Origin of the sequence: Pseudoalteromonas sp. SWN29 (assembly GCF_015864465.1) — a bacterium.
Lineage (GTDB): Bacteria > Pseudomonadota > Gammaproteobacteria > Enterobacterales > Alteromonadaceae > Pseudoalteromonas.
The window spans coordinates 37,728-63,849 of sequence record NZ_JADYXE010000016.1 but is presented as its reverse complement, the minus strand read 5'-3'; the positions used below and the strand labels follow the sequence as shown (position 1 = coordinate 63,849).

The 26,122-nt window shown below is 38.7% G+C and carries 20 protein-coding genes and 1 pseudogene; 10 read left to right on the top strand and 11 right to left on the bottom strand.

Features of this window, described 5'->3' with window-relative positions:
• Positions 1-10: 10 nt before the first annotated feature.
• The gene (locus tag I6F53_RS08145) at positions 11-1,027 is read left to right on the top strand and encodes an ABC transporter ATP-binding protein (protein ID WP_197239124.1); all 1,017 of its coding nucleotides are present in this window, start codon (positions 11-13) and stop codon (positions 1,025-1,027) included.
• Between the two features lie 90 nt (positions 1,028-1,117).
• Here the strand turns inward: I6F53_RS08145 and I6F53_RS08140 are convergent, their stop codons facing one another.
• Positions 1,118-1,552 carry an AAA family ATPase gene (locus I6F53_RS08140; protein ID WP_166419606.1) on the bottom strand — a complete coding sequence of 145 codons (435 nt, stop codon included), beginning with the start codon at positions 1,550-1,552 and terminating at the stop codon, positions 1,118-1,120.
• Between the two features lie 297 nt (positions 1,553-1,849).
• Between I6F53_RS08140 and asnS the strand changes: the two genes are divergently transcribed.
• Complete coding sequence (gene asnS / locus I6F53_RS08135; RefSeq protein ID WP_024599551.1) at positions 1,850-3,247, top strand: asparagine--tRNA ligase; 1,398 nt, start codon at positions 1,850-1,852, stop codon at positions 3,245-3,247.
• Positions 3,248-3,383: 136 nt separating this feature from the next.
• On the opposite strand, the gene I6F53_RS08130 is transcribed toward asnS, so the two are convergent.
• A complete protein-coding gene (locus I6F53_RS08130; RefSeq protein ID WP_197239123.1) occupies positions 3,384-4,310 on the bottom strand; it encodes an electron transfer flavoprotein subunit alpha/FixB family protein in 927 nt (308 codons plus the stop codon).
• Positions 4,311-5,060 carry an electron transfer flavoprotein subunit beta/FixA family protein gene (locus tag I6F53_RS08125; protein ID WP_197239122.1) on the bottom strand — a complete coding sequence of 250 codons (750 nt, stop codon included), beginning with the start codon at positions 5,058-5,060 and terminating at the stop codon, positions 4,311-4,313. It lies immediately after the preceding gene.
• Between the two features lie 221 nt (positions 5,061-5,281).
• On the opposite strand from I6F53_RS08125, the gene I6F53_RS08120 reads away from it, so the two are divergent.
• From I6F53_RS08120 to I6F53_RS20840, 6 genes and pseudogenes are all read left to right on the top strand, one after another.
• Entirely contained in the window at positions 5,282-6,928 is a 1,647-nt protein-coding gene (locus tag I6F53_RS08120) for an electron transfer flavoprotein-ubiquinone oxidoreductase (protein ID WP_197239121.1), read from the top strand.
• Positions 6,929-7,061: 133 nt separating this feature from the next.
• The gene (locus tag I6F53_RS08115) at positions 7,062-7,526 is read left to right on the top strand and encodes an acyl-CoA thioesterase (protein WP_058550106.1); all 465 of its coding nucleotides are present in this window, start codon (positions 7,062-7,064) and stop codon (positions 7,524-7,526) included.
• 267 nt (positions 7,527-7,793) lie between these two features.
• Complete coding sequence (locus I6F53_RS08110) at positions 7,794-8,363, top strand: outer membrane beta-barrel protein (protein WP_166419611.1); 570 nt, start codon at positions 7,794-7,796, stop codon at positions 8,361-8,363.
• A gap of 203 nt (positions 8,364-8,566) precedes the next feature.
• Positions 8,567-9,271 carry a tRNA (N6-threonylcarbamoyladenosine(37)-N6)-methyltransferase TrmO gene (gene tsaA / locus I6F53_RS08105; RefSeq protein WP_165728686.1) on the top strand — a complete coding sequence of 235 codons (705 nt, stop codon included), beginning with the start codon at positions 8,567-8,569 and terminating at the stop codon, positions 9,269-9,271.
• An 89-nt stretch (positions 9,272-9,360) separates the two neighbouring features.
• Entirely contained in the window at positions 9,361-11,085 is a 1,725-nt protein-coding gene (locus I6F53_RS08100; protein WP_166419612.1) for a proline--tRNA ligase, read from the top strand.
• A gap of 162 nt (positions 11,086-11,247) precedes the next feature.
• A pseudogene (locus I6F53_RS20840) lies at positions 11,248-12,241 on the top strand (UDP-2,3-diacylglucosamine diphosphatase); the annotation flags it as partial.
• Between the two features lie 45 nt (positions 12,242-12,286).
• Here I6F53_RS20840 and I6F53_RS08085 read toward each other — a convergent pair.
• The 4 genes from I6F53_RS08085 to I6F53_RS08070 all read right to left on the bottom strand — a co-directional run bounded on the left by I6F53_RS08085 (position 12,287) and on the right by I6F53_RS08070 (position 18,419).
• A complete protein-coding gene (locus tag I6F53_RS08085; protein ID WP_442960583.1) occupies positions 12,287-15,298 on the bottom strand; it encodes an ATP-binding protein in 3,012 nt (1,003 codons plus the stop codon).
• A gap of 322 nt (positions 15,299-15,620) precedes the next feature.
• Positions 15,621-16,829 (bottom strand): ABC transporter permease, encoded by a 1,209-nt coding sequence (locus tag I6F53_RS08080; protein ID WP_165727903.1) that lies wholly within the window; start codon positions 16,827-16,829, stop codon positions 15,621-15,623.
• Positions 16,822-17,610: an ABC transporter ATP-binding protein gene (locus I6F53_RS08075; protein WP_166419614.1), complete on the bottom strand. Its 789-nt coding sequence runs from the start codon at positions 17,608-17,610 to the stop codon at positions 16,822-16,824. The genes I6F53_RS08080 and I6F53_RS08075 overlap by 8 nt, the downstream gene beginning before the upstream one ends.
• The gene (locus I6F53_RS08070; RefSeq protein WP_197239119.1) at positions 17,607-18,419 is read right to left on the bottom strand and encodes a DUF3025 domain-containing protein; all 813 of its coding nucleotides are present in this window, start codon (positions 18,417-18,419) and stop codon (positions 17,607-17,609) included. The genes I6F53_RS08075 and I6F53_RS08070 overlap by 4 nt, the downstream gene beginning before the upstream one ends.
• Before the next feature lie 113 nt (positions 18,420-18,532).
• On the opposite strand from I6F53_RS08070, the gene I6F53_RS08065 reads away from it, so the two are divergent.
• Positions 18,533-20,158: a M28 family metallopeptidase gene (locus I6F53_RS08065; RefSeq protein WP_197239118.1), complete on the top strand. Its 1,626-nt coding sequence runs from the start codon at positions 18,533-18,535 to the stop codon at positions 20,156-20,158.
• A gap of 160 nt (positions 20,159-20,318) precedes the next feature.
• On the top strand, positions 20,319-21,494 hold the full coding sequence (locus I6F53_RS08060) for a putative manganese transporter (protein ID WP_166419617.1): 1,176 nt from the start codon (positions 20,319-20,321) through the stop codon (positions 21,492-21,494).
• Between the two features lie 70 nt (positions 21,495-21,564).
• Here the strand turns inward: I6F53_RS08060 and I6F53_RS08055 are convergent, their stop codons facing one another.
• The 4 genes from I6F53_RS08055 to I6F53_RS08040 all read right to left on the bottom strand — a co-directional run bounded on the left by I6F53_RS08055 (position 21,565) and on the right by I6F53_RS08040 (position 25,866).
• The gene (locus I6F53_RS08055; protein WP_166419618.1) at positions 21,565-21,933 is read right to left on the bottom strand and encodes a DUF805 domain-containing protein; all 369 of its coding nucleotides are present in this window, start codon (positions 21,931-21,933) and stop codon (positions 21,565-21,567) included.
• A gap of 149 nt (positions 21,934-22,082) precedes the next feature.
• Positions 22,083-23,666, bottom strand: coding sequence for a dihydrolipoyllysine-residue acetyltransferase (locus I6F53_RS08050; protein WP_197239117.1), 1,584 nt, complete (start codon positions 23,664-23,666; stop codon positions 22,083-22,085).
• Between the two features lie 8 nt (positions 23,667-23,674).
• Entirely contained in the window at positions 23,675-24,652 is a 978-nt protein-coding gene (locus I6F53_RS08045) for an alpha-ketoacid dehydrogenase subunit beta (RefSeq protein WP_197239116.1), read from the bottom strand.
• Positions 24,652-25,866: a thiamine pyrophosphate-dependent dehydrogenase E1 component subunit alpha gene (locus I6F53_RS08040; RefSeq protein ID WP_166419621.1), complete on the bottom strand. Its 1,215-nt coding sequence runs from the start codon at positions 25,864-25,866 to the stop codon at positions 24,652-24,654. The genes I6F53_RS08045 and I6F53_RS08040 overlap by 1 nt, the downstream gene beginning before the upstream one ends.
• Between the last annotated feature and the right edge of the window lie 256 nt (positions 25,867-26,122).

The window sequence follows — 26,122 nt, the reverse complement described above, 5'->3', positions numbered from 1 at the left end:
TTAAAAACACATGCTATCTGTAAGTCAGTTGTCTATAGATTACGGCAGTAACCGCGTAGTAAACAATTTAAACTTTTCGCTAGGCGAAAGTGAAATCCTTATGCTTGTTGGCCCTACGGGTTGTGGCAAGAGTACTATTTTACAAGCGCTTGCAGGTCTTATTCCTATTAGCGAAGGCGAAATAAACGTAGCTAAGTGGCGTGCAACGCCAAAGTTAAACGTGCCGCCAGAAAAGCGTAGCGTAGGTATGGTGTTTCAAGACTTTGCATTATTCCCGCATTTAACCGTTGAGCAAAATATTTGCTTTAGGCTAAAAGATACTGCTCCTGCCGAGTATTGGATAAACTTACTTGGACTTACTGATTTTAGAAATAAAAAGCCAGCAACGCTTTCAGGCGGTCAAAAGCAACGTGTTGCCCTTGCGCGCACGCTTGCCCACCAGCCTGACTTTGTATTACTAGATGAGCCACTTTCTAACCTTGATGCCGCATTAAAAGATATGTTGCGCTGGGATATAAGAAACGCACTTAAAGATGCTGGCGTTCCCGCAATTTGGGTAACGCACGACCAAGAAGAAGCACTTTCTGTTGGAGATCGTGTTGGCGTTTTAAAAGGCGGTGAAATTCAGCAAATTGATACACCCGAGCGCTGTTTTAGTACGCCTAACAATCGTTTTGTAGCCCGCTTTTTAGGTGAAGCCAGCTTTATTGCTGGTAACTTTGAAAACGGACAAGCTACTACCTCAATTGGTAATGCCCCAGCCCACGGCGTTGACTGTGAAAGTGGCGATGTTGATGTACTGCTTAGGCCAGACGATGTATTACTTGTACAAAGTAGCGTTAGTAATAACGGTGAAGTTGTATGGGTACGATTTGAAGGTGGCAGCCGTTTGTGTGCTGTAAAACTTGCGTGCTCTACTATTGTAACTAGCCGAGTGAGCCATGAAGTTGTGGTAAACCCTGGTGATGCCGTACATGTATCATTAAGTACATCGCACCCGCTAGCGGTTTATAAACAAAAAGCTTAACTACCTTGTTACTTACATAAACCAAAAAGCCCATATATATGGGCTTTTTAATAGGTATTACTATATATGTTACTAACTAAACTTTAAGTACTACCACTCAAACATGTAGGCCATTTTACTTATTGTTTTAAGCGGGACATTATGAGAGTTACGTTTAGCATATAAATGCTGCATTGACTTGTCTTTCACTTCACCCACTATCACTTCTTTTACTTGATAGCCTAAAGCAATAGCGGCTTGCGAGTACGCTATAAATTCCCACTTTTTAATATTGGTATTATCTACAATTACTAATGGCATATTTTGAGCAAGTGCATTTATAAAACGCGCTAAGTTTAAATTATGAAATTGCGACAATTTAAATTTATCGAAATGATATTCGCCCTGCTCGTTAATAAAGTAATCATCAGTTGAGCAGATTAGGTATTGGCTTTCGTCAACTCCACCTAATTCGTCAGCAAGGCTTTGCGCATAATAAGACTTACCACTTCCTGGTAGTCCTCGTAAAATAAAAACTTGTTTCATAGCATCGATTTTTTAAGTGTGAATAAATATTAATTTAATTTGTGTGTTAATAATGCCACAAAATCATTAAATTTAAGAGTAACAAATAACAATAGTGGCAATTAAACGCTAAAAACTGTTTAAAAATAAACCGCATGCATAAAAAGTTTTAAAGAGTTGCCCACAATAGTTTTTTTATTTAACTTTACTAGGTAAGATACAGGGTTCAAGTGCAGCGCCGTTTATGTGCAATTTATGCCACAGTGCTGCGCACAGTTAAAATAAAATAGTTAGGCAACTTATATCATTGGAGTGAAGATGAGCCATTTAGCGATTTCAGAGCTATTAAAAGGCAATGTTGCGGTAGACAGCCAAGTAACAATTAAAGGCTGGATCCGTACTCGCCGCGATTCAAAAGCAGGAATTTCATTTTTAGCCGTTCATGACGGTTCGTGTTTTGATCCTATTCAAGCGGTAGTTCCTAATTCACTGAATAATTATGATGAAGTTACTAGCTTAACAGCCGGTTGTTCTGTGTCGGTTACTGGTGTTTTAGTACAATCTGCTGGCCAAGGTCAGTCTTTCGAAATTCAAGCTAATACTGTAACTGTATTGGGTTGGGTAGAAAACCCAGATTCTTACCCAATGTCGGCAAAGCGCCATAGCATTGAGTACTTACGTGAGCACGCTCACCTTCGCCCTCGTACAAATATGATTGGCGCGGTAACACGTGTACGTAACTGTTTAGCACAAGCTATTCACCGTTTTTACCACGAGCAAGGCTTTTACTGGATCAGCACGCCAATCATTACGGCAAGTGACTGTGAAGGCGCTGGCGAAATGTTCCGTGTATCAACGCTTGATATGCAAAACTTACCGCTTACAGACAAAGGCGAAGTTGATTACAGCGAAGATTTCTTCGGTAAAGAAGCATTCCTTACTGTATCTGGCCAGTTAAACGGCGAGACTTACGCGTCTGCAATGTCTAAAATTTACACGTTTGGTCCTACGTTCCGTGCAGAGAATTCAAATACATCTCGCCACCTTGCAGAATTTTGGATGGTAGAACCTGAAGTAGCATTTGCTGATTTAGAAGATATCGCAAAACTTGCTGAAAACATGCTTAAGTATGTATTTAAAGCTGTACTTGAAGAGCGCCGTGATGACATGGAATTTTTTGCACAACGTGTAGAAAAAACTGCAATTACGCGTTTAGAAGAGTTTGTAGATAAAGACTTCGCACAAGTTGATTACACCGATGCTGTAGAAATTCTTAAAACGTGTGGTAAAAAGTTTGAGTACGCTGTTGAATGGGGTGTAGATTTACAATCTGAGCATGAGCGTTACTTAGCAGAAGAACACTTTAAAGCACCTGTAGTTATTAAAAACTACCCGCGCGATATTAAAGCATTTTACATGCGCCAAAACGAAGACGGTAAAACCGTTGCCGCTATGGACGTAGTAGCGCCTGGTATTGGTGAGATCATTGGTGGTTCACAACGTGAAGAACGCCTTGATGTACTTGATGCTCGCCTTGAAGAAATGGGCTTAAACAAAGAAGACTACAGCTGGTACCGCGATTTACGTAAATACGGTAGCGTGCCGCATTCAGGCTTTGGTTTAGGCTTTGAGCGCTTAGTTGCTTATGTAACAGGTATGGGCAACGTACGTGACGTTATTGCCTTCCCTCGTACTAAAGGCAGCGCAACTTACTAATACTAAGTAAGCTGTTTATAAATACTAAAAACCAGCCAATTGGCTGGTTTTTTTGTGCCTTTAATTTACCGTATAAAAAAGCCGCAGCACTCAAAGAGCACCACGGCTTTCAACCAGAATAAATTTAAATTAGATGTTATAAAGCATTTTCTAGCTGTGGCAGTACTTCAAATAAGTCAGCCACTAAACCGTAATCAGCAACTTGAAAAATAGGTGCGTCTGGGTCTTTATTAATTGCGACAATTACTTTTGAGTCTTTCATACCGGCTAAATGCTGTATAGCACCGCTAATACCTACTGCAATATATAAGTTAGGCGCTACAATTTTACCTGTTTGCCCTACTTGCATATCATTAGGTACAAAGCCAGCGTCAACTGCGGCGCGCGATGCACCAATGGCTGCACCTAGTTTATCGGCAATGCCATTAAGTAGTGCGAAGTTTTCACCATTTTGCATACCACGACCACCTGATATAACAACGGTGGCTGCTGTAAGCTCTGGGCGTTCTGATTCGGTTTGTTCAACACTTACAAAGCTACTTAATTGCGAATCAGATACTGTATCAATGCTTGTTACAGTGGCTGCTGATTGCTCGCCTTGCAAATCAAAGCTACTTGCACGCACGGTAATTACTTTTTTGCTATCGAGTGACTTAACCGTTGCGATTGCATTACCTGCATAAATAGGACGTTTAAATGTGTCTGCGTCCACTACTGCGATAATTTCAGAAATTTGTGCAACATCTAATAACGCAGCAACACGTGGCATAAAGTTTTTGCCCGTTGTAGTGGCACTTGCAACAATATGGCTGTAGCTGTCGCTAAGCGATAAAACTAAATCTGTCATGCTCTCAGCTAACTGATGCTCATACACGCTGTTATCGGCAACTAAAACATTAGCTACGCCATCAATGCTAGCAATTTGTAAGCTCATTGCACTTAAGCTTTTGCCTGCAATGAGTACATCAACAGGAAAACCCATTTTTACTGCCGCGTTAATTGTTTTTGAGGTTTCTGGTTTTAAGGCACCGTTGTCGTGCTCTGCAATTACGAGTGTTTTCATTTAAATCACCTTTGCCTCTGTTTTTAATTTTTCTACAAGCTGAGCAACGTCTTCAACAATAATTCCTGCGGTGCGTTTAGCTGGCTCTTCTACACTCACTAATTGAATGCGCGGTGTTAAATCAACACCAAGCGAATCTGCAGCTATTACTTCAAGCGGCTTACGTTTGGCTTTCATAATATTTGGCAGTGATGCGTAACGAGGCTCGTTTAAGCGTAAATCAGTTGTAACAACCGCTGGCAAGTTAAGTGCTACCGTTTGCAGGCCGCCATCAACTTCACGGGTTACGTTTACTTTGCCATTTTCAATAACAACCTTTGATGCAAACGTACCTTGGCCACGTTTAGTTAAAGCCGCTAACATTTGACCTGTTTGGTTGTTATCTGAGTCAATTGACTGTTTACCTAAAATAACCAGCTCTGGTGATTCTTGTTCTACAATTTTGGCAAGAAGTTTTGCAATATGAAGTGACTCGAGCTTTTCATCGGTTTCGATGTGAATGGCTTTGTCGGCGCCAAGCGCTAGTGCGGTGCGTAATTGCTCTTGCGATGCTTTTGGACCAATTGTAACAGCAACAACTTCGCTTGCAGTACCAGCTTCTTTAAGGCGGATTGCTTCTTCTATGGCAATTTCACAAAACGGATTCATTGCCATTTTTACGTTAGTTAAATCAACGTCGCTTTTATCACTTTTAACGCGTGCTTTTACGTTGTAATCAATCACTCTTTTTATTGGTACGAGAACTTTCATAGGAACTCCATAATTATTTAAACCTACAAGGTAACGTGCACGTCAACCTATTTATTTTATGAAATTAGACTACTTCCTGTTGACGTAAACGTCAACCTAAAATAACCTTTAACTATTCACAGTCTGTAACGTTTAATTTGCAAGGTTAATAATAGGCTGTACACCTTATTTAAATGTGTAGTAAACATTCGAATAAGTCCGTCATAGATAAAGAGGTTAATATGGTCGAACGTGAAACCATGGAATTTGATGTAGTTATTGTTGGTGCAGGCCCTGCAGGGCTTTCAAGTGCAATTAAACTCGCGCAACTAGCACAAGAAAAACAACAAGAGTGCATGATCTGCGTCGTCGAAAAAAGCTCTGAAGTGGGCGCACATGTACTCTCTGGTGCAGTTTTTGAAACCAAAGCTTTGGATGAATTACTACCAAATTGGCAAGAACTGGGCGCCCCTGTTACGACAAAAGTAACTAACGATGAAATTTATTGGTTTAATAACGAACAAAAAGCGACATCAATACCCCACTTTGCAACGCCTAAAACATTTCATAATGACGGTAACTACATTGTGTCTATGGGTAACGTATGTCGATGGCTTGCTGAGCAAGCCGAAGCGTTAGGTGTAGAGATATTTCCAGGATTTAGTGCTCACTCTTTAATCATTGAAGATAAAGCAGTGAAAGGCATTGTTACTGGCGATATGGGAGTAGATAAAGACGGCAATGAAAAAGACGGTTACATGCCCGGAATGGAGCTTCGTGCAAAATACACTATTTTTGCAGAAGGCTGCCGAGGTCATTTAGGTAAGCAGCTAATTAATGAGTTTGCGCTTGATGCAGATTCATCGCCACAGCATTACGGTTTAGGCCTTAAAGAAATTTGGCAAATAGATGAAAGTAAACATGAGCTAGGTAAAGTTGTTCATGGTACAGGTTGGCCACTAAGTGGTGACACGAATGGTGGTGCATTTATGTATCACAGCGACAATAACCAAATAGTTGTTGGTTTAATTGTTGATTTAAATTACTCAAATCCGCATTTAAGTCCATTTGATGAATTTCAGCGCATGAAGCATCACCCTGTATTTAAAAGCGTACTTGAAGGCGGTGAACGTATTGCATACGGTGCACGTGCAATAGCCAAAGGCGGCTTACATTCATTACCAAAAATGCATTTTGCTGGTGGCTTAATAGTGGGTTGTGATGCAGGCACACTTAATTTTGCAAAAATTAAAGGTAATCATACCGCAATGAAATCGGGAATGATTGCCGCTGACGTTATTTTTGAAGCGCTGCAAAGTGAGTTAGCAAATACCGATTTAGCTAATTACCAAAAAGCCTTTGAGCAATCGTGGGCATATAAAGAGTTATATCAATCTCGTAACTTTGGCCCTGCAATGCACAAGCTGGGTAAGTTTGTAGGCGGAGCATACAACACGCTAGATCAAAACATTTTTAATGGCGGTTTACCGTTTACATTTAAAGATAATACGCCCGATCACTCTACCCTTGTTGATGCTAACGCCGCTGACAAAATAACGTACCCAAAGCCAGATGGACAATTAAGCTTTGATAAACTCTCGAGCGTGTTTTTATCAAATACAAATCACGAAGAATCACAGCCGTGCCATTTAAAGCTTAAAGATGCGTCGATACCTATCAACGTAAACTTAGTAAAATTTGATGAGCCTGCACAGCGCTACTGCCCAGCAGGTGTATACGAAGTGCAAGAAGTAGCAGGCAGTAAAGAGTTTGTTATAAACGCTCAAAACTGTGTGCACTGTAAAACCTGCGATATTAAAGACCCTAGTCAAAACATTACATGGGTAACGCCAGAAGGCGCTGGCGGGCCAAACTACCCTAATATGTAGCTAAATTATGCGCAGAGTGGCTAACTAAGCACATTTTTTAAATACAAATTATAAACATATCCTAAATTGCAGGGGCTTCGGCCCCTTTTTTACGTTATGCTTATGATAGTTTTAATAAATGTGAGTGTTAACTATGCCGTCGTCAAAAGTTGTTTTTCGTTTTTTAGCCGAGCCTACCGATGTAAATTTTGGTGGTAAAGTTCATGGTGGAGCCGTCATGAAATGGATTGACCAAGCTGGTTATGCATGTGCTGCTGGTTGGAGTGGTCATTATTGTGTAACGGTTTCGGTAGCGGGTGTTAAATTTAGACGCCCTATTCTCGTAGGTCAAATTGTAGAAGTAGAAGCTAAAATTGCCCATACGGGTAGAAGTAGCATGCAAATATTTATTCAAGTTAGATGTGGCGATCCTAAAACACAAAATATGGTTGAAACAAATCATTGTGTTATTAGTTTTATTGCAATGGATGAAACGGGCTACCCTATAGAAGTGCCTTCGTTTAAAGCTGTAACAGAAGAAGATATTAAATTAGAAAACTACGCTATAAAAATGAAAGAAATAGCAATTGAAACAGAAAACTTGCTTCATAAAGTTTAAATTCCAATTAACACTTTAGAAATGTACCTAATAGGTATGTAAAATACTCATAATGTTTTGTAAAACATGCAACTTTTCTTTGAAAGCAAAATCATCGAAAAGTTCATTTTGTTTGTAAAACAACCTAAATGTCATAATAACTAATACAAAAGTAGCTATTATGGCGTTTTAATACCCTCTTTTCAAATTGGCATGTTCGCTGCAACTAGTTAATTGTCGTTTGATAAATTTAATCAAACATTTAAATTATTTTAAAGGAGCTATTCAATGATTAAAACACTTTCTCTTTCTGCACTTGCTTTAGCAACAATGGGTTTTAACTCTGCAGCACACGCTGACATTTCTGATTTCGATTCTCCACGTATTTATACAGGTATTGGTTACGGTCAATATTCTTTTGAGTTTGAAGATAGCGACAACGACACTGACTTTGACGACGATGCACAAATGCTTAAAGGCTATGTTGGGGCACAATTTAACGAGTACTTGAGCTTAGAGCTTGCTTATCAAGATTTTGATGAAGTAAGTGATATTAGCAGTAAAGCTGAAGTTGATGGCGTATCGCTTGCCGCACGTTTAGGGTACCCAATAACAGAGAGCTTTTCAGTATATGCAAAAGGTGGTTGGCTTGAGTGGGATGCAGATTACACACAAGACTTACCAGTAGGTAGTGTATCAGCCTCTACAGATGGTGGTGATGCTTTTTACGGCGCAGGTATTGAATACGCACTTACAACAAATGTTCAATTTCGTTTAGAGTACGAACGTTATAAACTTGATGACGATATTGACCCAGATATGGATGTAGCATCTGTGTCAGTTCAGTACATGTTTTAATTAATATTCAACGTGTATATAAAAGGTAAGCTTAGGCTTACCTTTTTTGTTTTAGGCTCTTTTTAAATACATCAATATAAATCAATCAGTCTAATAAATAACTTTAAACCGTATGGTCTATAAGCAATAAACTTACTTACATTAATGCCATAAACGCTAAATACGGGTAGAATAGCGCTCTATTTTATTTGTACCCGAGTACTATGAGCGATTACACCATTTCGGCTATTGGCCACATTGAATCTCCTTATAAACAAAAGTTTGCTATACCTAGGCAACCTCGTTTAGTGCCACAAGCTAAAGCTAAGCTTATATTTGCCCCCGATTTTAATCGCGAAGAATTTGTACGCGGGCTCGATGAGTTTACTCATATATGGTTACTATTTCGTTTCCACGAAACAGCAGATAAAGGCTATTCAGCGATGGTACGCCCTCCTCGCTTAGGTGGTAATGAGCGAAAAGGCGTATTTGCAACGCGCGCTACATTTAGACCCAACGCCATTGGTATGAGCGCTGTAAAGCTTGAAGGTATTGAGTATAAAAATGGCCAGCTTAGTTTATTACTCGCTGGTATTGATTTACTTGATGGCACACCGATTATTGATATAAAACCGTATTTGCCGTACTCAGACTCTATGCCTGATGCCAGCGCTGGTTTTGCCGATACTCGTCCAGAAACCGAGATGACGGTTGAATTTAGCCCTCAAGCAATCGAGTTTATTAATGCACAAACCCAGTACCCAGACTTACAAGATTTTATAGCCAATGTATTAAAGCAAGATCCTCGCCCCGCATACAAAAAACAAAAAGAAGGTGAGCAAAGCTATGGGATGACTTTGTACAACTTTAATATTCGTTGGCAGGTTAATGACTCGCATAACGTAGTAACAAACATAGAAAAAAACTAAATAACTCACTTAGCGCTTTAGTGTAAAAGCATCCGCTGGTAAACTTAAGCTCTATTAAAAGAATATAATTACTCTATTTCGGAAAAAAAATGCGTACAAGCCAATATATACTCGCAACACTTAAAGAAACGCCATCAGATGCTGAAATCGTATCGCATCAGTTAATGCTTAGAGCCGGTATGATCCGTCGCGTCGCTTCGGGTTTATACACTTGGTTACCCTCTGGTTTACGCGTGCTACGTAAAGTAGAAAACATTGTACGTGAAGAAATGGACAAAGCTGGCGCCATTGAAATGCTAATGCCTGTAATTCAACCTGCTGATTTGTGGGAAGAGTCTGGCCGTTGGAATGAATTTGGTCCTGAGCTTATGCGCTTTACAGACCGCCATAACCGTACGTTTGCACTTGGCCCAACACACGAAGAAGTAATAACTGATTTCGTACGTAAAGAAATAAGCAGCTACAAGCAGCTACCCGTTACTTTATACCAAGTACAAACTAAAGTACGCGACGAACGTCGCCCTCGCTTTGGTGTTATGCGCGCCCGTGAATTTACAATGAAAGATGCCTACTCTTTTCACTTGAGTGAAGAATGTTTAGATGCAACTTATCAAGCAATGCACAAAGCATACTGTAATATTTTTGAGCGCTTAGGCCTTGATTACCGCCCTGTACTTGCAGATACAGGCTCTATTGGTGGTAGCTTGTCTCATGAGTTTCATGTACTTGCTGAATCGGGCGAAGATGCCATTGCATTTAGTGATGGCAGCGATTACGCCGCTAATATTGAAAAAGCAGAAGCGCTGGCACCAAGCGAGCCGCGCCCTGAAGCATCAAAAGAGCTTAAAGCGTTTCCTACTCCTGACGCTAAAACTATTAACGAACTTAAAAAACACTATGGTGTTAAACCACATCGCGGAGTTAAAACGTTAATTGTTTATGGTACGCCTGATGAAAACGAAGTACGTGGTTTAGTAGCCTTAGTACTGCGTGGCGATCACGAATTAAACGAGTTAAAAGCTGAAAAGCACCCATTAGTAGACTCTCCGCTTGAAATGGCAACAGAGGCAGATATTGTTGCTGCTATTGGTGCAAAACCAGGCTCATTAGGACCTGTTGGTCTTTCAATGCCTATTATTGTTGATAGAACAGCTAACATACTTGCTGATTTTGTTGCCGGTGCTAATAAAGACGACGAGCATTACAGCGGTATTAACTGGGATCGTGACGTAACTGATTACGACGTTGCTGATATTCGTAATATTGTTGAAGGCGATATGAGCCCATGTGGCCAAGGCGTTTTGCAAATTAAACGCGGTATTGAAGTGGGTCATATTTTTCAACTTGGCACTAAATACTCAGAAGCCATGAAAGCGGGTGTATTAAACGAAGGTGGTAAAAACCAAACCATGACGATGGGTTGTTACGGTATTGGTGTTTCACGTATTGTTGCTGCTGCTATTGAGCAGAACAACGATCAATACGGGATCATTTGGCCGAAATCAATCGCGCCATTCGACTTAGCAATTGTTCCTATGAACATGCACAAATCACATCGTATTCCTGATATTGCAAATAACCTTTACCAAGGTTTAAAAGACGCAGGTCTTGATGTGTTATTTGATGATCGTAAAGAGCGCCCTGGTGTTATGTTTAACGACATGGAGCTAATTGGTGTGCCATTTACACTGGTAATTGGTGAGCGTAACCTTGACGAAAACAAAGTTGAGCTTAAAAACCGCCGTACAGGTGAAAAGCTAATGATTGATATCGATACAGCAATTGATGCAATTAAAGCAGCTGTTAAAGGTTAAGCTAAAAATACTTATAAGTAATTTTAAAACCGCTTTTTAAAGGCGGTTTTTTTATATCTAAATTTTACATGTGTCATTTAGCTTTAGTATTACTGTCGTATGATTGTCATTTTCATTCCCTAAAGTATCTAATTATTACACTCGATAGTTTAGGGAATGAGAATGAGTAATGGCGCAAATACTGAGGAGCAACACTACCCTACTATTTGGATATCGGATGTTCATTTAGGTTACAAAGACTGTAAAGCCGATTACTTACTCGATTTTTTAAACTCAGTAGAATCTGACACTCTTTATTTAGTGGGTGACATTATTGATTTATGGTCAATGAAACGACAGTTTTATTGACCCCCTTCGCATTATCAAGTATTAAACTCTATACAAAAAAAAGCAGCTAACGGGACACGCGTTATTTATATTCCCGGTAATCATGACGAAACATTTAGAAACTATATAATACCAACCTGCATAAATCTCTGATCAATTTAACGAATTAAATTGCACTTATAACGTCGTTAAAAATTTTTTATTCAGAACAACTAGATACAAAAATTTTTGCCTAGTTTTAGCGTAATTTTCTTAACGTTAAATAGACCTCATATATAAGCAGATTGGTATAAATCAAACATTATTTGGTATTGAAATCCACCAGCAGTTTATTCACACCACTAAAGCTAATAAACGTTTTTTACTCGTACATGGCGATGACTTTGATTCTGCAACGCGCTACAACAAATTGATTAGTATAGCGGGTGATGCAGGGTACGACTTACTCTTGTTTTTAAATCGCTGGACCAATCATATACGTAAAATGTTTGGAGGTAATTACTACTCGCTCGCATCATTGATAAAAGCTCGCGTACACAAAGCACGTGAAGCGATTAAAGCTTTCGAAGATGCCGCAATTCATGAAGCTAAAAAACAAAACGTAGACGGTATTATTTGTGGACACATTCATCATCCCAAAATAAAAGTAGATGACGGAATTATGTATTGTAACGATGGGGACTGGATTGAGAGCTGTACGGCGCTGGTAGAGCAGCAAGATGGAAAAATTGAATTACTGCACTGCTCAGATACACAAACCGTACTCGATAGCGCCGACATAACAAAGTTAAATATATCAACTGATACTAAACCAAAAAAATCAGCTACATAAGCAGCTGATTCTCATTTTATGGTGTTTAACTTTGCCAAGTGATTAACTTAGCCAGGTGATTAACTTATCTTTTAGCGTTACTGGCTTGATTGGTTTAGTAATATAGTCGTTCATGCCTGCAGTTAAACAGCGCTCTCTATCACCTTCCATCGCACTTGCTGTCATCGCAATAATAGGTATGTAAGTGTAGTCTACCCCGGCCTTAGCATTTCTTATTTCACTTGTTGTATCGTAGCCATTTAAATTAGGCATTTGGCAATCCATTAAAATAACATCAAAAGCTTGCTCTGTGTTTTCTCTCAGTGCTTCTAATGCTTCTACACCGTCTGATGCACAGGTGATTTTTACTTTAGTGCGTTTTAAAATTGCCTTAGCTACTTCAATGTTTATCATATTATCGTCTACTAGTAATATATGATAAGCAGATAAATCAGGCTCTACTTGCTCTTCTGTTATGCCTTTAGGTGGCGCTATAATGCAGTCATTACTAGCACCAAATAAGCTGGCTAATTTATAGCTAAATTGATCTTGGGTAAGCGGTTTATTTAAAATATGACTACCTTCCGGTAACACCATTTTTGTTGGTTTGTCGGTCACCATGTCGCGTAAAATTAAGACGTACTTTTTATTAAACTGTTTACAGTGATCAATTAACGCATCAATTTGAGGGTGCTCATCATCAATTAACAATAAGTCAGCTTCAAACTCTTTATGCTCACTAAAGTAATCAAGCCTAACTATATTCTCAGCATTTACTTTACAGGTAAGTAGTAATAAATCGCATACGTTTTTATAAACGTTATCGCGCGCTATTAACGCCGCTACGTTAATGCTAGTAGCAAGCTCAATACCAGTATTTAGTTTTTTCTCTTGTGCTACGTGTAGCTCAACCGTTGCGGTAAACGTACTACCAGCGCCCTTTTCACTTATAACAGTAATATTACCACCCATTAGCTGAGCAAGTTTTTTACATATAGATAAGCCCAAGCCCGTACCACCAAAGTGGCGGGTTGTACTTGAGTCTTCTTGTGTAAACACTTCAAATAGTTTGTCTATGTTCTCTGGCGCTATACCAATACCCGTATCTTTTATTGTAAAGCTCATTAGTAGCTTTGAGTCGGTAATGTACTTAGAGCCAACAGTTAAACTCACTTCACCTCGGTGGGTAAATTTAAATGCATTATTAACTAAATTAATTAAAATTTGTTTAAGGCGATGGCTATCACCAATAACCATTCTGTCTATTACATCCTTAGTATCTAAAAATACTTCAAGACCTTTGCGCTGGCCCTGTAACGCTAAAGAGCTAATCATATCGCTACATACTGTAACAACATCAAATGTATGATTATCAATATCGAGCTTACCCGCTTCTATTTTAGAAAAATCGAGAATATCGTTAATCAGATTCATCAATGAGTTAGCACTGCTGTTGGCTAGCTTTAAGTAATGATATTGTTGTTCACTTAAACCATCTTCTTTGAGCATTTCAAGCATACCCAAAACGCCATTCATCGGTGTGCGTATTTCGTGAGATATATTTGCTACAAAATCACTTTTTGCTTGGCTAGCTGCTAATGCTTGGTCAATTGCGCGCTCTAACTCAATAGTCCTTTGTGATACTTTTAGCTCTAAAGTGCTATTTAATCCTTCAAGCTCTGATTGAGTATTTTTTAATGAGCTAATATTTCTCAAAATGGCCGCAACTTGGTAACGGTTATTGTAAACATCAAAAATACTGCTTAGCGTAATTGAAAAATATTGTTTGTTGCCATAACCATCTGTGTAGATAGCTTCAAATGGCATTTTTGATCCGTTTGAAATAGTCTCTTCAATACAATTATTGTCAGCGTCATTTAAATTAAACAACGAAACAAAATCAGGACTATTACCAGTAATTGAAGTACTAAAAATCTCTTTAGCTGTATTATTAAAGTGTACAACCTGACCGTTTTGCTCAATTGTAAAAATAGCATCGAGCGAATTTTCAATTACTTTGCTATTTTGCTCTTTTAAAGAATGTATTAGCAATTTACGATTTATAAAGCGTTGGTATAAAAAGGCGATAACTAAAAATATACCAAAAAACATGACCAGCATAACAATAAAGTTTTGACGTCTTTCATTCACTTTTTCAAACAATGTTTCTGAATTGACACTTACAGCAAGATCTAAAGGTAACATGGCAATATCACTATCAAACGAAATACGCTTTTTTAATGTATAAGCAATTGGATAATTACTTACCGGTAAAGTACCTTGCTCTGCCATTGTAGTGTCAGTTGTAAACTCTTCAGCCCACGTTTTAGCTTTATTAAATTCAAAACCAAAGCGTAGTTGAGGGTTTGGATGATATAAAAATTCACCTTCATTGTTCATAAGGTAGATTTGTATTCCTTGAGGAGATTCTACCGTTAAGCTTTTTATTAATTTATCTGCAAAGTAGTTAGTGACTAATATTGCAAATATTTTATTTTTTTCATCAAAAACTGGCTTAGCTACACGAAAAGTACTGATGTAAGGTTCTTGTATTTGTCCATTTTCACGATTGTAGTTAATTGGTGAAATATAAACACTTTTCTTATCAAGCATACTCGCTTTGATTATGTAGTCGCGTTGGCCTTTCTGTTGTAATTGCAGGCCTTGTAAGCGATTAATCTCTCCGAGTTGATTTCTATCAACCCTGACAACCTCTTGACCACCATCTTCGAGCGTAATATAGCGGGCTTGCAATATACTGTCATCAGTTTGCATAAAGCCTGTAAATATACTTGCTAAGCGCTCTTGCCAAATATCAATAGGTGTTCCAAGAATTGGATCAATGAGTTTATTTTCTTTTGCGCGAGTAATACCTTGAATAGGAGGCGTTGCATCTAAAAAGCGGATTGCGGTAACACTATCTTTAAGGTGTTTTTTTAGTGAAAGGCTTTTTGTTTCAAGCTCACGCTTTAACTCTATTTGAGCTGAATGGTAAACATCACTTCTTACTTTTTGATCGAACAGGTATAGAGAAGGCAAAGCTATAAGAACAAATATTATTGTTGCAACTAGCATTAGTCTATTATTTTTTGTCACATTCAAAAAATTATTCCTTTTTAACATTTACCTTCACCATAAATTTTTATTGTTATTAGTATAGAGCATTAAAGTAAAAAATGGACCCTCTAACTAATTAGTTATCGTTATAATTTTTATAATAAAAAGACTAAATCATTAGTTTTTTTAAAGCGAACTTCTTATATGAATTATAAATGAATAAGAGCGATAATATTGCTAGATATAATTTATAAAAGAACTGGTTTCATGATTGATCGGTTTAAAATATAAAAGGTAGCAATTGCTACCTTTTATGAGTTTTTAGGTCACTAAGTATATATTATCTAAATAATACATCTTCTCGATTAAACCATTTAACGCAAAATGCCAGTAGCCCAGCTGCAATGATTGCTGTTGCTAAAAATATTAAGCCTACAAAGGTGTAATCAACTGTCCCTTTTACTATTTCTTTAATTGCTAATGCTACGTTTGTAACAGGAATGAATGCTGTTTTAGCAGTAAGCTCCATATTTGGCATTATTGAAATAATAATAGGGAAAAACACGCCCATGCTAAGTGGGGCCATATAATTTTGTGCTTCTTTAAACGTACGTGCGTAGATAGATATAGCCAAGGCTAAAGCCGAAAATATAGCTGCAACAGGTAATAGCAGTACAAATATCATCAGTAAATCGGTTACCGCTAATGTACTAAATGCCGCTTTAATAAAATCAAGATCAGCAAATGCTAATGCCAGTGCTATCCAACAGCCCATACTTAAGACCGTTATGGTTGTGGAGGCAATGGATGTAGTTAACAAGGTTATAAACTTACCAAGCACGAGCTCTGTACGCGTAATAGGTGTAAGCAGAAGTGTTTCTAGTGTGCCACGTTCTTTTTCGCCTGCGCCTAAATCAATAGCCGGATAAGTTGCTCCCATTAATACCAGTGGAATTAGTAAGTAAGGTAGGAAGCCGCCAATTTTTTCGCCTAGATTTTCACGTTTATCGGCTGTATCTACTTTTATTACTTCAATTGGGTTAAGAATAGATTTTTGAACAGACTCTTCAATACCAAAACTGATTAGCTTTTGAGTTTGCAGCACGTCACTGTATTCTTTTGCGAGCTCTTTAACGCGTTCGAATAAAAAGTTGATAGATTTTGAATCGTTAAACACAACCTGCCACTGGCTTTGTTCACCGCTATCTAAAGTTTGCTCAGCATGGCTTGGTAAATAAATACCCATATCAATATCGCCAGCTATAACGCCTGCTTTAAGCTCTTCAATGTTATTAAAGGTTTTAGCACCTTTATAAAGCTCAAAACTTTTGTGATAAAACACTTTGTCAGTAAATTCTTGTGCGTATTCACCGTTAATAATAGCGTATGTATTTACTTTTTGTTCTGCGTCCATTGCTGCTTGTGAGCTTATAAATGCCATTACGGCAAACAATAATGGAAATATAGCAACAGGTAGCGCTACAACAAACAGTAGCGTTTTTTTATCGCGAAGGAGTTCTCTTAATTCCTTTTTAAATACTTCAAACATCATGTTTCTCCGTTAATATATTCATAAAGGCTTGGTTTAGCTCTTCGCTATTACCTGCTTGTTTAAATTCTTCTACTGTCCCGTCAAAGCAGCTAACGCCTTCGTTAATTACAGCAACTCGGTCACATAAAAGTGCAACTTCATCTAAATGATGGGTAGAAAAAATAACAGGTGTACCTTGCGCCTTTAAGCCTTTAATAAATTGAATAACGGTTTGAGTTGTCATTATATCGAGCCCAGTTGTTGGCTCATCGAGCACCACTACTGCTGGGCGATGTACAACAGCACGCGCTATATTAGCTTTTTGCTTCATACCAGTTGATAGGTTTTCAGCACGTTTATCAATAAACTTATGCATATCAAGCAATGTGAATAGCTCATCACAACGCGATGCAATATCGTTTTTGCTCATACCGTGAAGCTTTGCAAAATATTCTATGTTTTCTTTTACCGTTAAGCGACCATACAAACCGGTTGAACCTGATAAAAAACCGATAGACTTACGCCCTAATAACGGTTTTTTTACAATGTCGTTTCCAGCAATTGTTATTGAACCTTCATCTGGCTTTAATGCGGTTGAAATCATTCTAAGTGTTGTTGTTTTACCTGCGCCATTGGGTCCTAGTAATCCAAGTACCTCACCCTTCGCGCAGCTAAAGCTGACGTCTCTTACTGAGTGAAAATAGTCTTTATCTTCACGAGGATCGATGTCATCTATTTTATTTTTTTTGTGATCTTTAGTTAGCTTAAATTTCTTTTTAAGCCCAGCAACTTCTATCATATTCGTATCCTTCGTTTCGCTCTAAAATAATCTGTATTGTTATAAAAAGAGTCGTCTTTGTTTTCATCATGCCAGCCAGGCACGCCTAATAAAGGCAGTGGTGAAAGCTGTTTGTTATCGGCTAAGCAGTTATCTATTTTAATCATCTCATAAAGGGCTTGGTCTAGGTACTGATATTGCGTTACTAAATCTTTACAAAATATTTCATCTGGTACACAAACAAACAATGCTTTACCCGTTAAACCTATATACGGTTTGGTGAGCATTTCATAATTAGCATGGCCAAACATAAACGCTTTAATGCTTTTTCCCCATTCGCTTTTATGCTCAACAAATGCTGTTTTCCATTGGTGATCGCGAAGCAACTCTTGCCATTTAGTATCGCTTATAGCCAGTACAACACCACACTCATCAAAGAGCGTTAATGCATTACGATGTTTGGTACGCTTTTGCAAACCATGCTCAGCTATATCTTGTACATGTCGCTGGTTTATAAGGGCTTTAGTTTTAGGAAATAAACACCAAATAAAGCCACCAAACAAGTCATGCCAATTTTTGCTTCGTGTAGGTACAACGCCGGTTTCAAAAATAACTTGTTCATAATAACGATCGCCAAAATCTACCTTTGCATCATCTTCAAAAGTAATAGGAATATTATTCGCATTAATAGCGTTTAAAAATGGAGTAAACCACTGCGGCGCAGGCCAATCTGTTAGTTCGTTAACTTTAAACAGCTCACGTAAGTGCGAAAATGCACCGGTTTCTAAACTGCTGATTTGCCACTGCTCGGGGGGAGTAAAACGCTTCATTTAAACCTTTAACAATTTATGCCTATAATTTACGAGAAGTTTACCGCAAAAACTGGTTCTACTTAATAGAAGTTAATATACTAATCACAACTTAAAACAAGAAAAGAGCTGACATGAAACATTATTTCTCTCTCACACTCCTTGCCACTGCTGTTTTAGCAGGCTGTGCAACAACAAGTATTACGCCTACTGATGTAACCAATGGTTATAACAGTATTCAAGCTGATGAACTGGCTAAACATGTAAAAGTACTCGCTTCTGACGAATTTGGTGGCCGTGCTCCTTCATCGCCTGGCGAAAAGCTAACGCTTGATTATTTAACTGCGCAGTTTAAAGCTTTAGGTTTGGCTCCTGGTAATGGCGACAGTTACTTACAAGAAGTGCCATTGGTTTCACTTGAAGCAGATTCGAACATGGTGCTTAGTATTGGTGGTAAAGACTATCAATATAAAAAAGATATGGTTATGGGCAGTAGCCGCATAAGCGCACAAGAAGGCATAGAAAACTCTGAACTTGTATTTGTGGGTTATGGCGTTAATGCACCTGAATACAACTGGAATGACTACGAAGGCTTAGACGTTAAAGGAAAAACAGTGGTAATGCTAGTTAACGATCCGGGCTTTGCAACAAAAGATCCCGCTTTATTTACTGGCGATGCGATGACCTATTATGGTCGTTGGACATACAAATACGAAGAAGCGAGTCGCCAAGGTGCCGCTGGTGCAATTATTATTCATGAAACAGCACCTGCATCTTACCCGTGGTCGGTTGTTGAAAACTCTTGGAGCGGCGAGCAGTTTGGTTTTCAAAAAGAAAACAACAATATGGACCGTGTTGCAGTTGAAGGCTGGGTTACAACTGACGTAGCAAATGAACTTTTTGCTAAAGCCGGTTTAGATTTTGATACTGTGAAAGTAAACGCAGCTAAAGGTGCTTATCACGTTGATATGGGTGACTTAACTGCGTCTGTTAGTATTAAAAACACGATTAAAAAATCAGTGTCGTACAACTTTATTGCTACTTTACCAGGAAGTGAGCAACCAGATGAGCATGTTATTTACTCAGCTCACTGGGATCACTTAGGTACAGATAAAACGCGTAAAGGCGATCAAATTTATAACGGTGCTCACGACAACGCAACTGGCACAGCCGGGCTAATTGAAGTAGCCGAAGCTTTTACTAAATTACCTAAGCATCCTAACCGCTCAATGACCTTTTTAGCGGTAACTGCTGAAGAGCAAGGTTTATTAGGCTCTAAGTACTATGCAGCTAATCCAGTCATTGCAGCTAATAAAACAGTGGCTAACATAAACATGGATAGCTTAAATTTATTAGGCAAAGTAAAAGACATGAATGTGGTTGGTATTGGTAAATCACAAATGGATGAGTTTTTAGAAACTGCGGCTAAAGAGCAAGGCAGAACAATATCTGGCGATCCTAAACCGTCATCTGGTGGCTATTACCGCTCTGATCACTTTGCATTTGCTAACATGGGTATTCCAGCCATGTACGCAGGTGGCGGTACTGTTGCTGCTGATGAAGAAACAGCTAACTACCGTAAACGTATGAGCTTAGTACTTCGCGGTTGTTACCATCAACCATGTGACCGTTACCGCGATGAATGGGATTTATCTGGTGCGGTTCAAGACTTGCAGTTATTTTATAAAGTAGGTTTTGATATTTCTGAGCAAGAGCAATGGCCAACATGGAATGCAAATTCAGAATTTCAACGCAAGTAGCCCTATTTAATCACAGTCTTAAATTCAAGTTTAAAGCGACTTGAGTTTAGCTATCGAAAAACTCAAACAGAGTAATCGATTTAAATAGATGCAAATGATATTGATTATCATTCAATTAAAATATACAGTGTGACCTAGTTAATTTATTAGGTCGCATTGTATGATTTCACTCCCTCACATTGGTTTTATTACTCCTGCCTCAAAACGATTTTTGAGCCAAAATAAACGCTTACTGCTGCCTTTATTTATTTTAACTTGCCTTGCAATACCGCAATTACGCGAAATAACAATGACCGCACTGAGAGATGCCTTTTTTCAGGTGAGTGTATTTGTTGCTGCAACCCTTTTAATTTATTACTACGCTATAGAACACTTACCTCAATTAGAGCTTAGTTATTTAAGCGCAAAATCACCGGTTCTAGAAATAAGCTTTGCCGCTATTTTAGGGGCATTACCAGGCTGTGGTGGTGCAATTATTGTGGTAACTCAATTTACAAAAGGCCAAGCAAGCTTTGGTGCTATTGTTGCCGTATTAACAGCCACAATGGGCGATGCTGCATTTTTATTACTTGCTACGCGCCCTACTGAAGGCTTGTTAATTATGGGAATAGGGTTAGCTGTTGGTACATTTAGTGGTTTACTGCTTAATGCAATTCACAAAAGTGATTTTTTACGCCCTACAGCGCAAGAACAAAAGCACCAAATCAAAATACTCTCAACTAATATTATTAAAATCAGTAAACCTGTGTGGATGATAGCAATTATCCCAAGCCTTATTATTGCCTTTTTAATCGCCTTTAATATTGATTTTAGTCAGTTTGGTAAGTACACAAATACAACTATTAGTATTTTTGGCGCTGTTATGGCTTTATTTATTGTTAGTATTTGGGCACTTTCGTCAAGAGGTGAAAGCTATCAAGAAGTAACGTCAGAAGACGATGCATGTAACCCCACCTCTAAAATAATAAAAGTATTACAAGATACCCATTTTGTAACGGCATGGGTTGTAGCCTCTTTTATGCTATTTGAGATTTTGGTTAACATTGCAGGACTTGATTTAAAAACGTGGTTTGTACATTACGCCTATTTAGCCCCATTAATTGCAGTGCTTATTGGATTTTTACCCGGCTGTGGCCCGCAAATAATTGTTACAACGCTTTATATTCAAGGCATTATTCCCTTTAGTGCTTTAGCAGGAAACGCAATTTCTAACGATGGTGATGCGTTATTTCCAGCAATAGCAATGGCGCCCAAAGCTGCAGTTATAGCTACACTTTATACGTCTATTCCCGCATTAATAGTTGGTTATGGGTTGTATTTTTTTGCTGAAATTTAAAAGAATGAGAAATAAAAAAACAAAAAAGCTCAGCAATTGCTGAGCTTTTAACATGTTAAGTTATTCTTACTTATACAGTAGTTGGTTCTACTGCTAATTCTTTTGGATTTGGACCAAAATCGTTTTCACCCTGATGTGAATCCAATACGTAGAAAACCAGTAATACAATAGCACCAATTAAAGGGATCAATGCTATTAACTGCCACCAGCCTGAACGACCTGTGTCGTGTAAACGTCTAGCTGCGATACTTATCGATGGTATTAACATAGCTAAACTAAATAAAGTAGTAACTATAGGAGCTGTACCTATAACACCATCAACAACTGCGCATACAACGTAAAATATTGCATAAAAAAGTATGAACATCCAAAAGTCTTTACGACGTGTACGACCACTAAAATCTGTATAACGACGCATTGCTTCCATAAAGTATTCCATAAAATTTCCTTAGTGTTATTTTTTATATTCCCTAACGGGGTTAGTCTAATTACTTTTTAGTAACATTTGTATCTTAATTAAAAACAGCGCACATTAAAACAAAAAACCAGCTAAAAGCTGGTTTTTATCACATATTAGCAATTTAGCTATTAACTCATAGCCATCATCATTGCAGATGGGTTTTCTAGATACGATTTCCATAGGTTATTAAAGCGAGCAATAGTGCCGCCATCAATAACGCGATGATCGCCAGACCAACTCACTTGCATAATAGCTTTACTCACAACCTGCCCACTTTCGTCAAAACGCGGTAAATGCTGCAGTTTACCTAGCGCAACAATCGCCACTTCAGGCTTATTAATAATAGGGCTCGCAATAGTGCCACCAATAGCACCAATGTTAGAGATGCTAATTGTCCCACCTTTTAAATCATCGGGTGCAACACGGCCTTCTCGCGCTGAATGAGTTAAGCGGGTTAAATCATTTGCCACATCAACAATGCTTTTACTCTGGCACGATTTAATATTAGGCACTAACAAGCCAATTTTTGAATCAACCGCTATACCGATATTATGATCGTTATAATAGGTAAGCTCTGAGCATTCATCGTTCACTTTAGAATTAAGTACAGGGTACTCTTTCATTGCTAGCGAGAGTGCTTTTACAAAAAATGGCATCATGGTGAGCTTAACGCCTTGTGCTTTGTACTGCTCTTTTAAAGCGCTACGCAAAGCTATAAGCTGTGTTAAGTCTATTTCATCACTAAACGTAAAGTGCGGAATAGTTGAAACCGAAGCTACCATTTGCTTGGCCATGGCCGCTTTAATGCCTTTAATTTGCTCTACTCGTACGCCACCGCTTTGATTCTGTGTTTGGTTTTGTACTGCACTTTGAGAAGCATCGCTATTAAGCGGTGAAGTATCAATAGTATTTGGCACTTCGCCTTTTACAAACTCTTCAATATCTTGCTTGTAAATACGTCCATTTTTACCACTACCTGGTACGCACGTTAAATCAACATCTAGCTCACGTGCTTTACGACGAACCGCAGGTGATGCAACCGCTTTTTGATTGATAACTTTAGCAGCTTGCTGCGTTTTAACAGGGGCAACTTTTTCCGCGACAGCATTAGTTTGAGCCTTTACGACCGCTTGGTTTATATCAACATTTGGTTTTGCTGCACTGCCTGCAATTGTCATTTGAAACAACGGGCTATGTACTTTTGCTATTTCACCTTTCTGGTAATATAATTTTTTTACTGTGCCTGTATATTTTGCCGGAATTTGTACTAATGCTTTGTCGGTCATTACGTCACAAACCGCTTGGTCTTCTTCTATTTCGTCGCCTTCAGCAACTAACCAATCAACAATCTCACACTCAACAATACCTTCACCAATATCCGGTAATATAAAGTCCTCAACTACATCAGCTGCATCATGAGTTTTATTTTCAGCTTGTACTGGCTCTTGCACTACTTCATTGTTAGTGTTTTCACCTGCTACATCCATAGCGAATAAAGGGGCATGTACTTTAGCAATCTCACCTTTTAGATAATATAGCTTTGAAATAACGCCATCATGCACTGCCGGAATTTGTACTAATGCTTTGTCTGTCATAACATCGCAAATTGGCTGATCCTCAGATACGGTATCGCCTTCTTGTACTAGCCATTCAACTACTTCGCATTCAACAATGCCTTCACCAATATCGGGTAATATAAAATCTTTAGCCATGGTAACCCCTAAAAATCCATTGATTGTTTAATTGCAGCCAACACTTTTAGTGCATCTGGCACATATTCTTTTTCAAGTGCTAACGGGTATGGCGTATCTAAGCCACATACACGTAAAATTGGCGACTCTAGATGCAGGAAACACTCTTGTTGTATTGTCGCTGCTATTTCAGCACCAAAGCCGTTAGTTATAGGCGCTTCATGACTCACGATTAAACGGCCGGTTTTAATAACCGATTTAGCAATCGTGTCTACATCCCATGGTAAAATACTACGAAGGTCAATAACTTCACAGCTTATGCCTTGCTCGCTTGCTTGCTTAGCTGCATCTTCAATAATCTCCATTTGAGCACCCCACGCTAAAAGCGTAATATCAGTACCCTCTTGAACTACTTCAGCCGTGCCTAATTCAATGCTGTAATCTTCTTCTGGCACTTCGCCAGTTGATGCGCGATATAATCGCTTAGGCTCAAAAAATATGACCGGATTATCATCTTTAATCGCAGCGCGTAATAACCCTTTTGCTTGATAAGGATTACGCGGTACAACTACTTTCAAACCTGGAGTATGTGCAAAATACGCTTCTGGTGATTGTGAATGGTATAAACCACCGGCAATACCACCGCCATAAGGTGTACGAATAGTTAAGTTACCCACGTTAAACTCATTACCACTGCGATAACGAAATTTAGCGGCTTCATTTACTATTTGATCAAACGCCGGGAAAATATAATCAGCAAATTGAATTTCTGCCAATGCAGGTGCACCAAAAGCAGCTAGGCCATTAGCAAAACCTAAAATACCTTGCTCGGTTAAAGGCGTATTAAAAACACGATGTTTACCGTACTTTTCTTGCAAGCCCGATGTTGCTCTAAACACACCGCCAAAGTAACCAACATCTTCACCAAAAATACAGGCTTGAGGGTGTTCGTTCATTGTAATGTCGAGCGCAGAGTTAATTGCGTGGAGCATGTTCATTTTAGCCATTACTTAATTCTCCCTGCTGTTATTGGGTAGGCATCTGGATGCTGTTTTATATGTTCTTTTAGTTGCTCGTACTGGCGTTGCAATAATGGAATAGGTGTATCGTAAACGTCAGATACCAATTCTTCTAAAGCGGGCTTTGCAACAACTTCAGCACGCTTAAGCGCGGCTAAAATTTCTTCACGAATCGACTCTTTTGCTTTTATATCGTCATCTTCATTTAGCCAGTCTTGCTTAACAAGCCATTTTCTAAACTTATCTATAGGGCAAGTTTGATGATTCGCTTCTTCATCTTTAGAACGATAACCACTTGGATCGTCTGATGTAGAGTGCGCGCCTAAACGATACGCAATCGACTCAATTAATACTGGTTCACCTTGTGTAGAGGCTATTTCGCGTGCTTTTTTAGTAGCAGCATATACAGCAAGTGCATCTGTACCATCAACACGAATTGTTTTAATTCCATAGCCCACGCCACGAGATGCAATACCGTCACCTTTAAATTGCTCATCAGCAGGGGTTGATATTGCATAGCCGTTATTACGTGCAAAAAATATAACCGGCGCTCTGTGAACTGCTGCCATATTTAAACCAGCATGAAAGTCACCTTCAGATGCAGCGCCTTCACCAAAATAACAAATAGTCACGTTATCAATTGTGCTGGCAAGCTCACCTGTTTTAGCGTCGATGTGTTTGATTTTTTGACCATATGCATAACCTGTTGCCTGTGGTATTTGTGTACCTAACGGCGACGAAATAGTCATATAATTTAATGCTTTAGAACCATAGTGAATTGGCATTTGACGACCTTTGCCTAAATCCAATTCGTTTGAAAACATTTGGTTCATAAATTGATCGAGGGTAAAACCACGATAATGAAGAGCGGCTTGTTCGCGATATTGCGCCATAATCATATCGTCTTGATCAAGCGCCGCAGCAGAGGCTGTAACGGCCGCTTCTTCGCCTAAACACTGCATATAAAAACTTACGCGGCCCTGGCGCTGTGCGCCTTGCATACGTTCATCAAGTAAGCGAATAAAACGCATGGTTTCGTATAATTTAAGTGCGGTATGTTTTGAAATATCAGGTGCGTTTGCACTAGGATGAATGTCGCCGTCCTCAGTTAAAATACTAAGGGTTGGAATATTAAGCGCATTACCATCTATAAATTCTAGATCATGATTAATATTCAGCGATACGTTATTGGGATTACTCATAACCTACCTTCTTTTGTTGTCGGAAAAACAGCGCCCCTGTGGATTATTATTATGGGTGATGGTTGCGAATAAACTTTGCAACATCTGCACTGTCTTTAATTAAAGCTGCCAACACTTTACGTTAACGTAAAGTGTTATTCAACAGATCTGTGACGAAAGAAAAGTAAATACTGATTAAAAAACTGGCAAGTTAACGATACGCTTACTTTAATTAATAGTAATCATATAGTTAACTTAAGGTTACCAGTGGTCTGAT

Bases quoted from the DNA above. Each gene is read 5' to 3' on its own strand.
- I6F53_RS08050 (WP_197239117.1), bottom strand. From the start codon at position 23,666: ATGGCTAAAGATTTTATATTACCCGATATTGGTGAAGGCATTGTTGAA.
- I6F53_RS08115 (WP_058550106.1), top strand. From the start codon at position 7,062: ATGCCGTCGTCAAAAGTTGTTTTTCGTTTTTTAGCCGAGCCTACCGAT.
- I6F53_RS08145 (WP_197239124.1), top strand. From the start codon at position 11: ATGCTATCTGTAAGTCAGTTGTCTATAGATTACGGCAGTAACCGCGTA.
- I6F53_RS08080 (WP_165727903.1), bottom strand. From the start codon at position 16,829: ATGTTTGAAGTATTTAAAAAGGAATTAAGAGAACTCCTTCGCGATAAA.
- I6F53_RS08125 (WP_197239122.1), bottom strand. From the start codon at position 5,060: ATGAAAGTTCTCGTACCAATAAAAAGAGTGATTGATTACAACGTAAAA.
- I6F53_RS08140 (WP_166419606.1), bottom strand. From the start codon at position 1,552: ATGAAACAAGTTTTTATTTTACGAGGACTACCAGGAAGTGGTAAGTCT.
- asnS (WP_024599551.1), top strand. From the start codon at position 1,850: ATGAGCCATTTAGCGATTTCAGAGCTATTAAAAGGCAATGTTGCGGTA.
- I6F53_RS08085 (WP_442960583.1), bottom strand. From the start codon at position 15,298: ATGCTAGTTGCAACAATAATATTTGTTCTTATAGCTTTGCCTTCTCTA.
- I6F53_RS08130 (WP_197239123.1), bottom strand. From the start codon at position 4,310: ATGAAAACACTCGTAATTGCAGAGCACGACAACGGTGCCTTAAAACCA.
- tsaA (WP_165728686.1), top strand. From the start codon at position 8,567: ATGAGCGATTACACCATTTCGGCTATTGGCCACATTGAATCTCCTTAT.
- I6F53_RS08045 (WP_197239116.1), bottom strand. From the start codon at position 24,652: ATGGCTAAAATGAACATGCTCCACGCAATTAACTCTGCGCTCGACATT.
- I6F53_RS08110 (WP_166419611.1), top strand. From the start codon at position 7,794: ATGATTAAAACACTTTCTCTTTCTGCACTTGCTTTAGCAACAATGGGT.
- I6F53_RS08065 (WP_197239118.1), top strand. From the start codon at position 18,533: ATGAAACATTATTTCTCTCTCACACTCCTTGCCACTGCTGTTTTAGCA.
- I6F53_RS08040 (WP_166419621.1), bottom strand. From the start codon at position 25,866: ATGAGTAATCCCAATAACGTATCGCTGAATATTAATCATGATCTAGAA.
- I6F53_RS08055 (WP_166419618.1), bottom strand. From the start codon at position 21,933: ATGGAATACTTTATGGAAGCAATGCGTCGTTATACAGATTTTAGTGGT.
- I6F53_RS08120 (WP_197239121.1), top strand. From the start codon at position 5,282: ATGGTCGAACGTGAAACCATGGAATTTGATGTAGTTATTGTTGGTGCA.
- I6F53_RS08060 (WP_166419617.1), top strand. From the start codon at position 20,319: ATGATTTCACTCCCTCACATTGGTTTTATTACTCCTGCCTCAAAACGA.
- I6F53_RS08100 (WP_166419612.1), top strand. From the start codon at position 9,361: ATGCGTACAAGCCAATATATACTCGCAACACTTAAAGAAACGCCATCA.
- I6F53_RS08070 (WP_197239119.1), bottom strand. From the start codon at position 18,419: ATGAAGCGTTTTACTCCCCCCGAGCAGTGGCAAATCAGCAGTTTAGAA.
- I6F53_RS08075 (WP_166419614.1), bottom strand. From the start codon at position 17,610: ATGATAGAAGTTGCTGGGCTTAAAAAGAAATTTAAGCTAACTAAAGAT.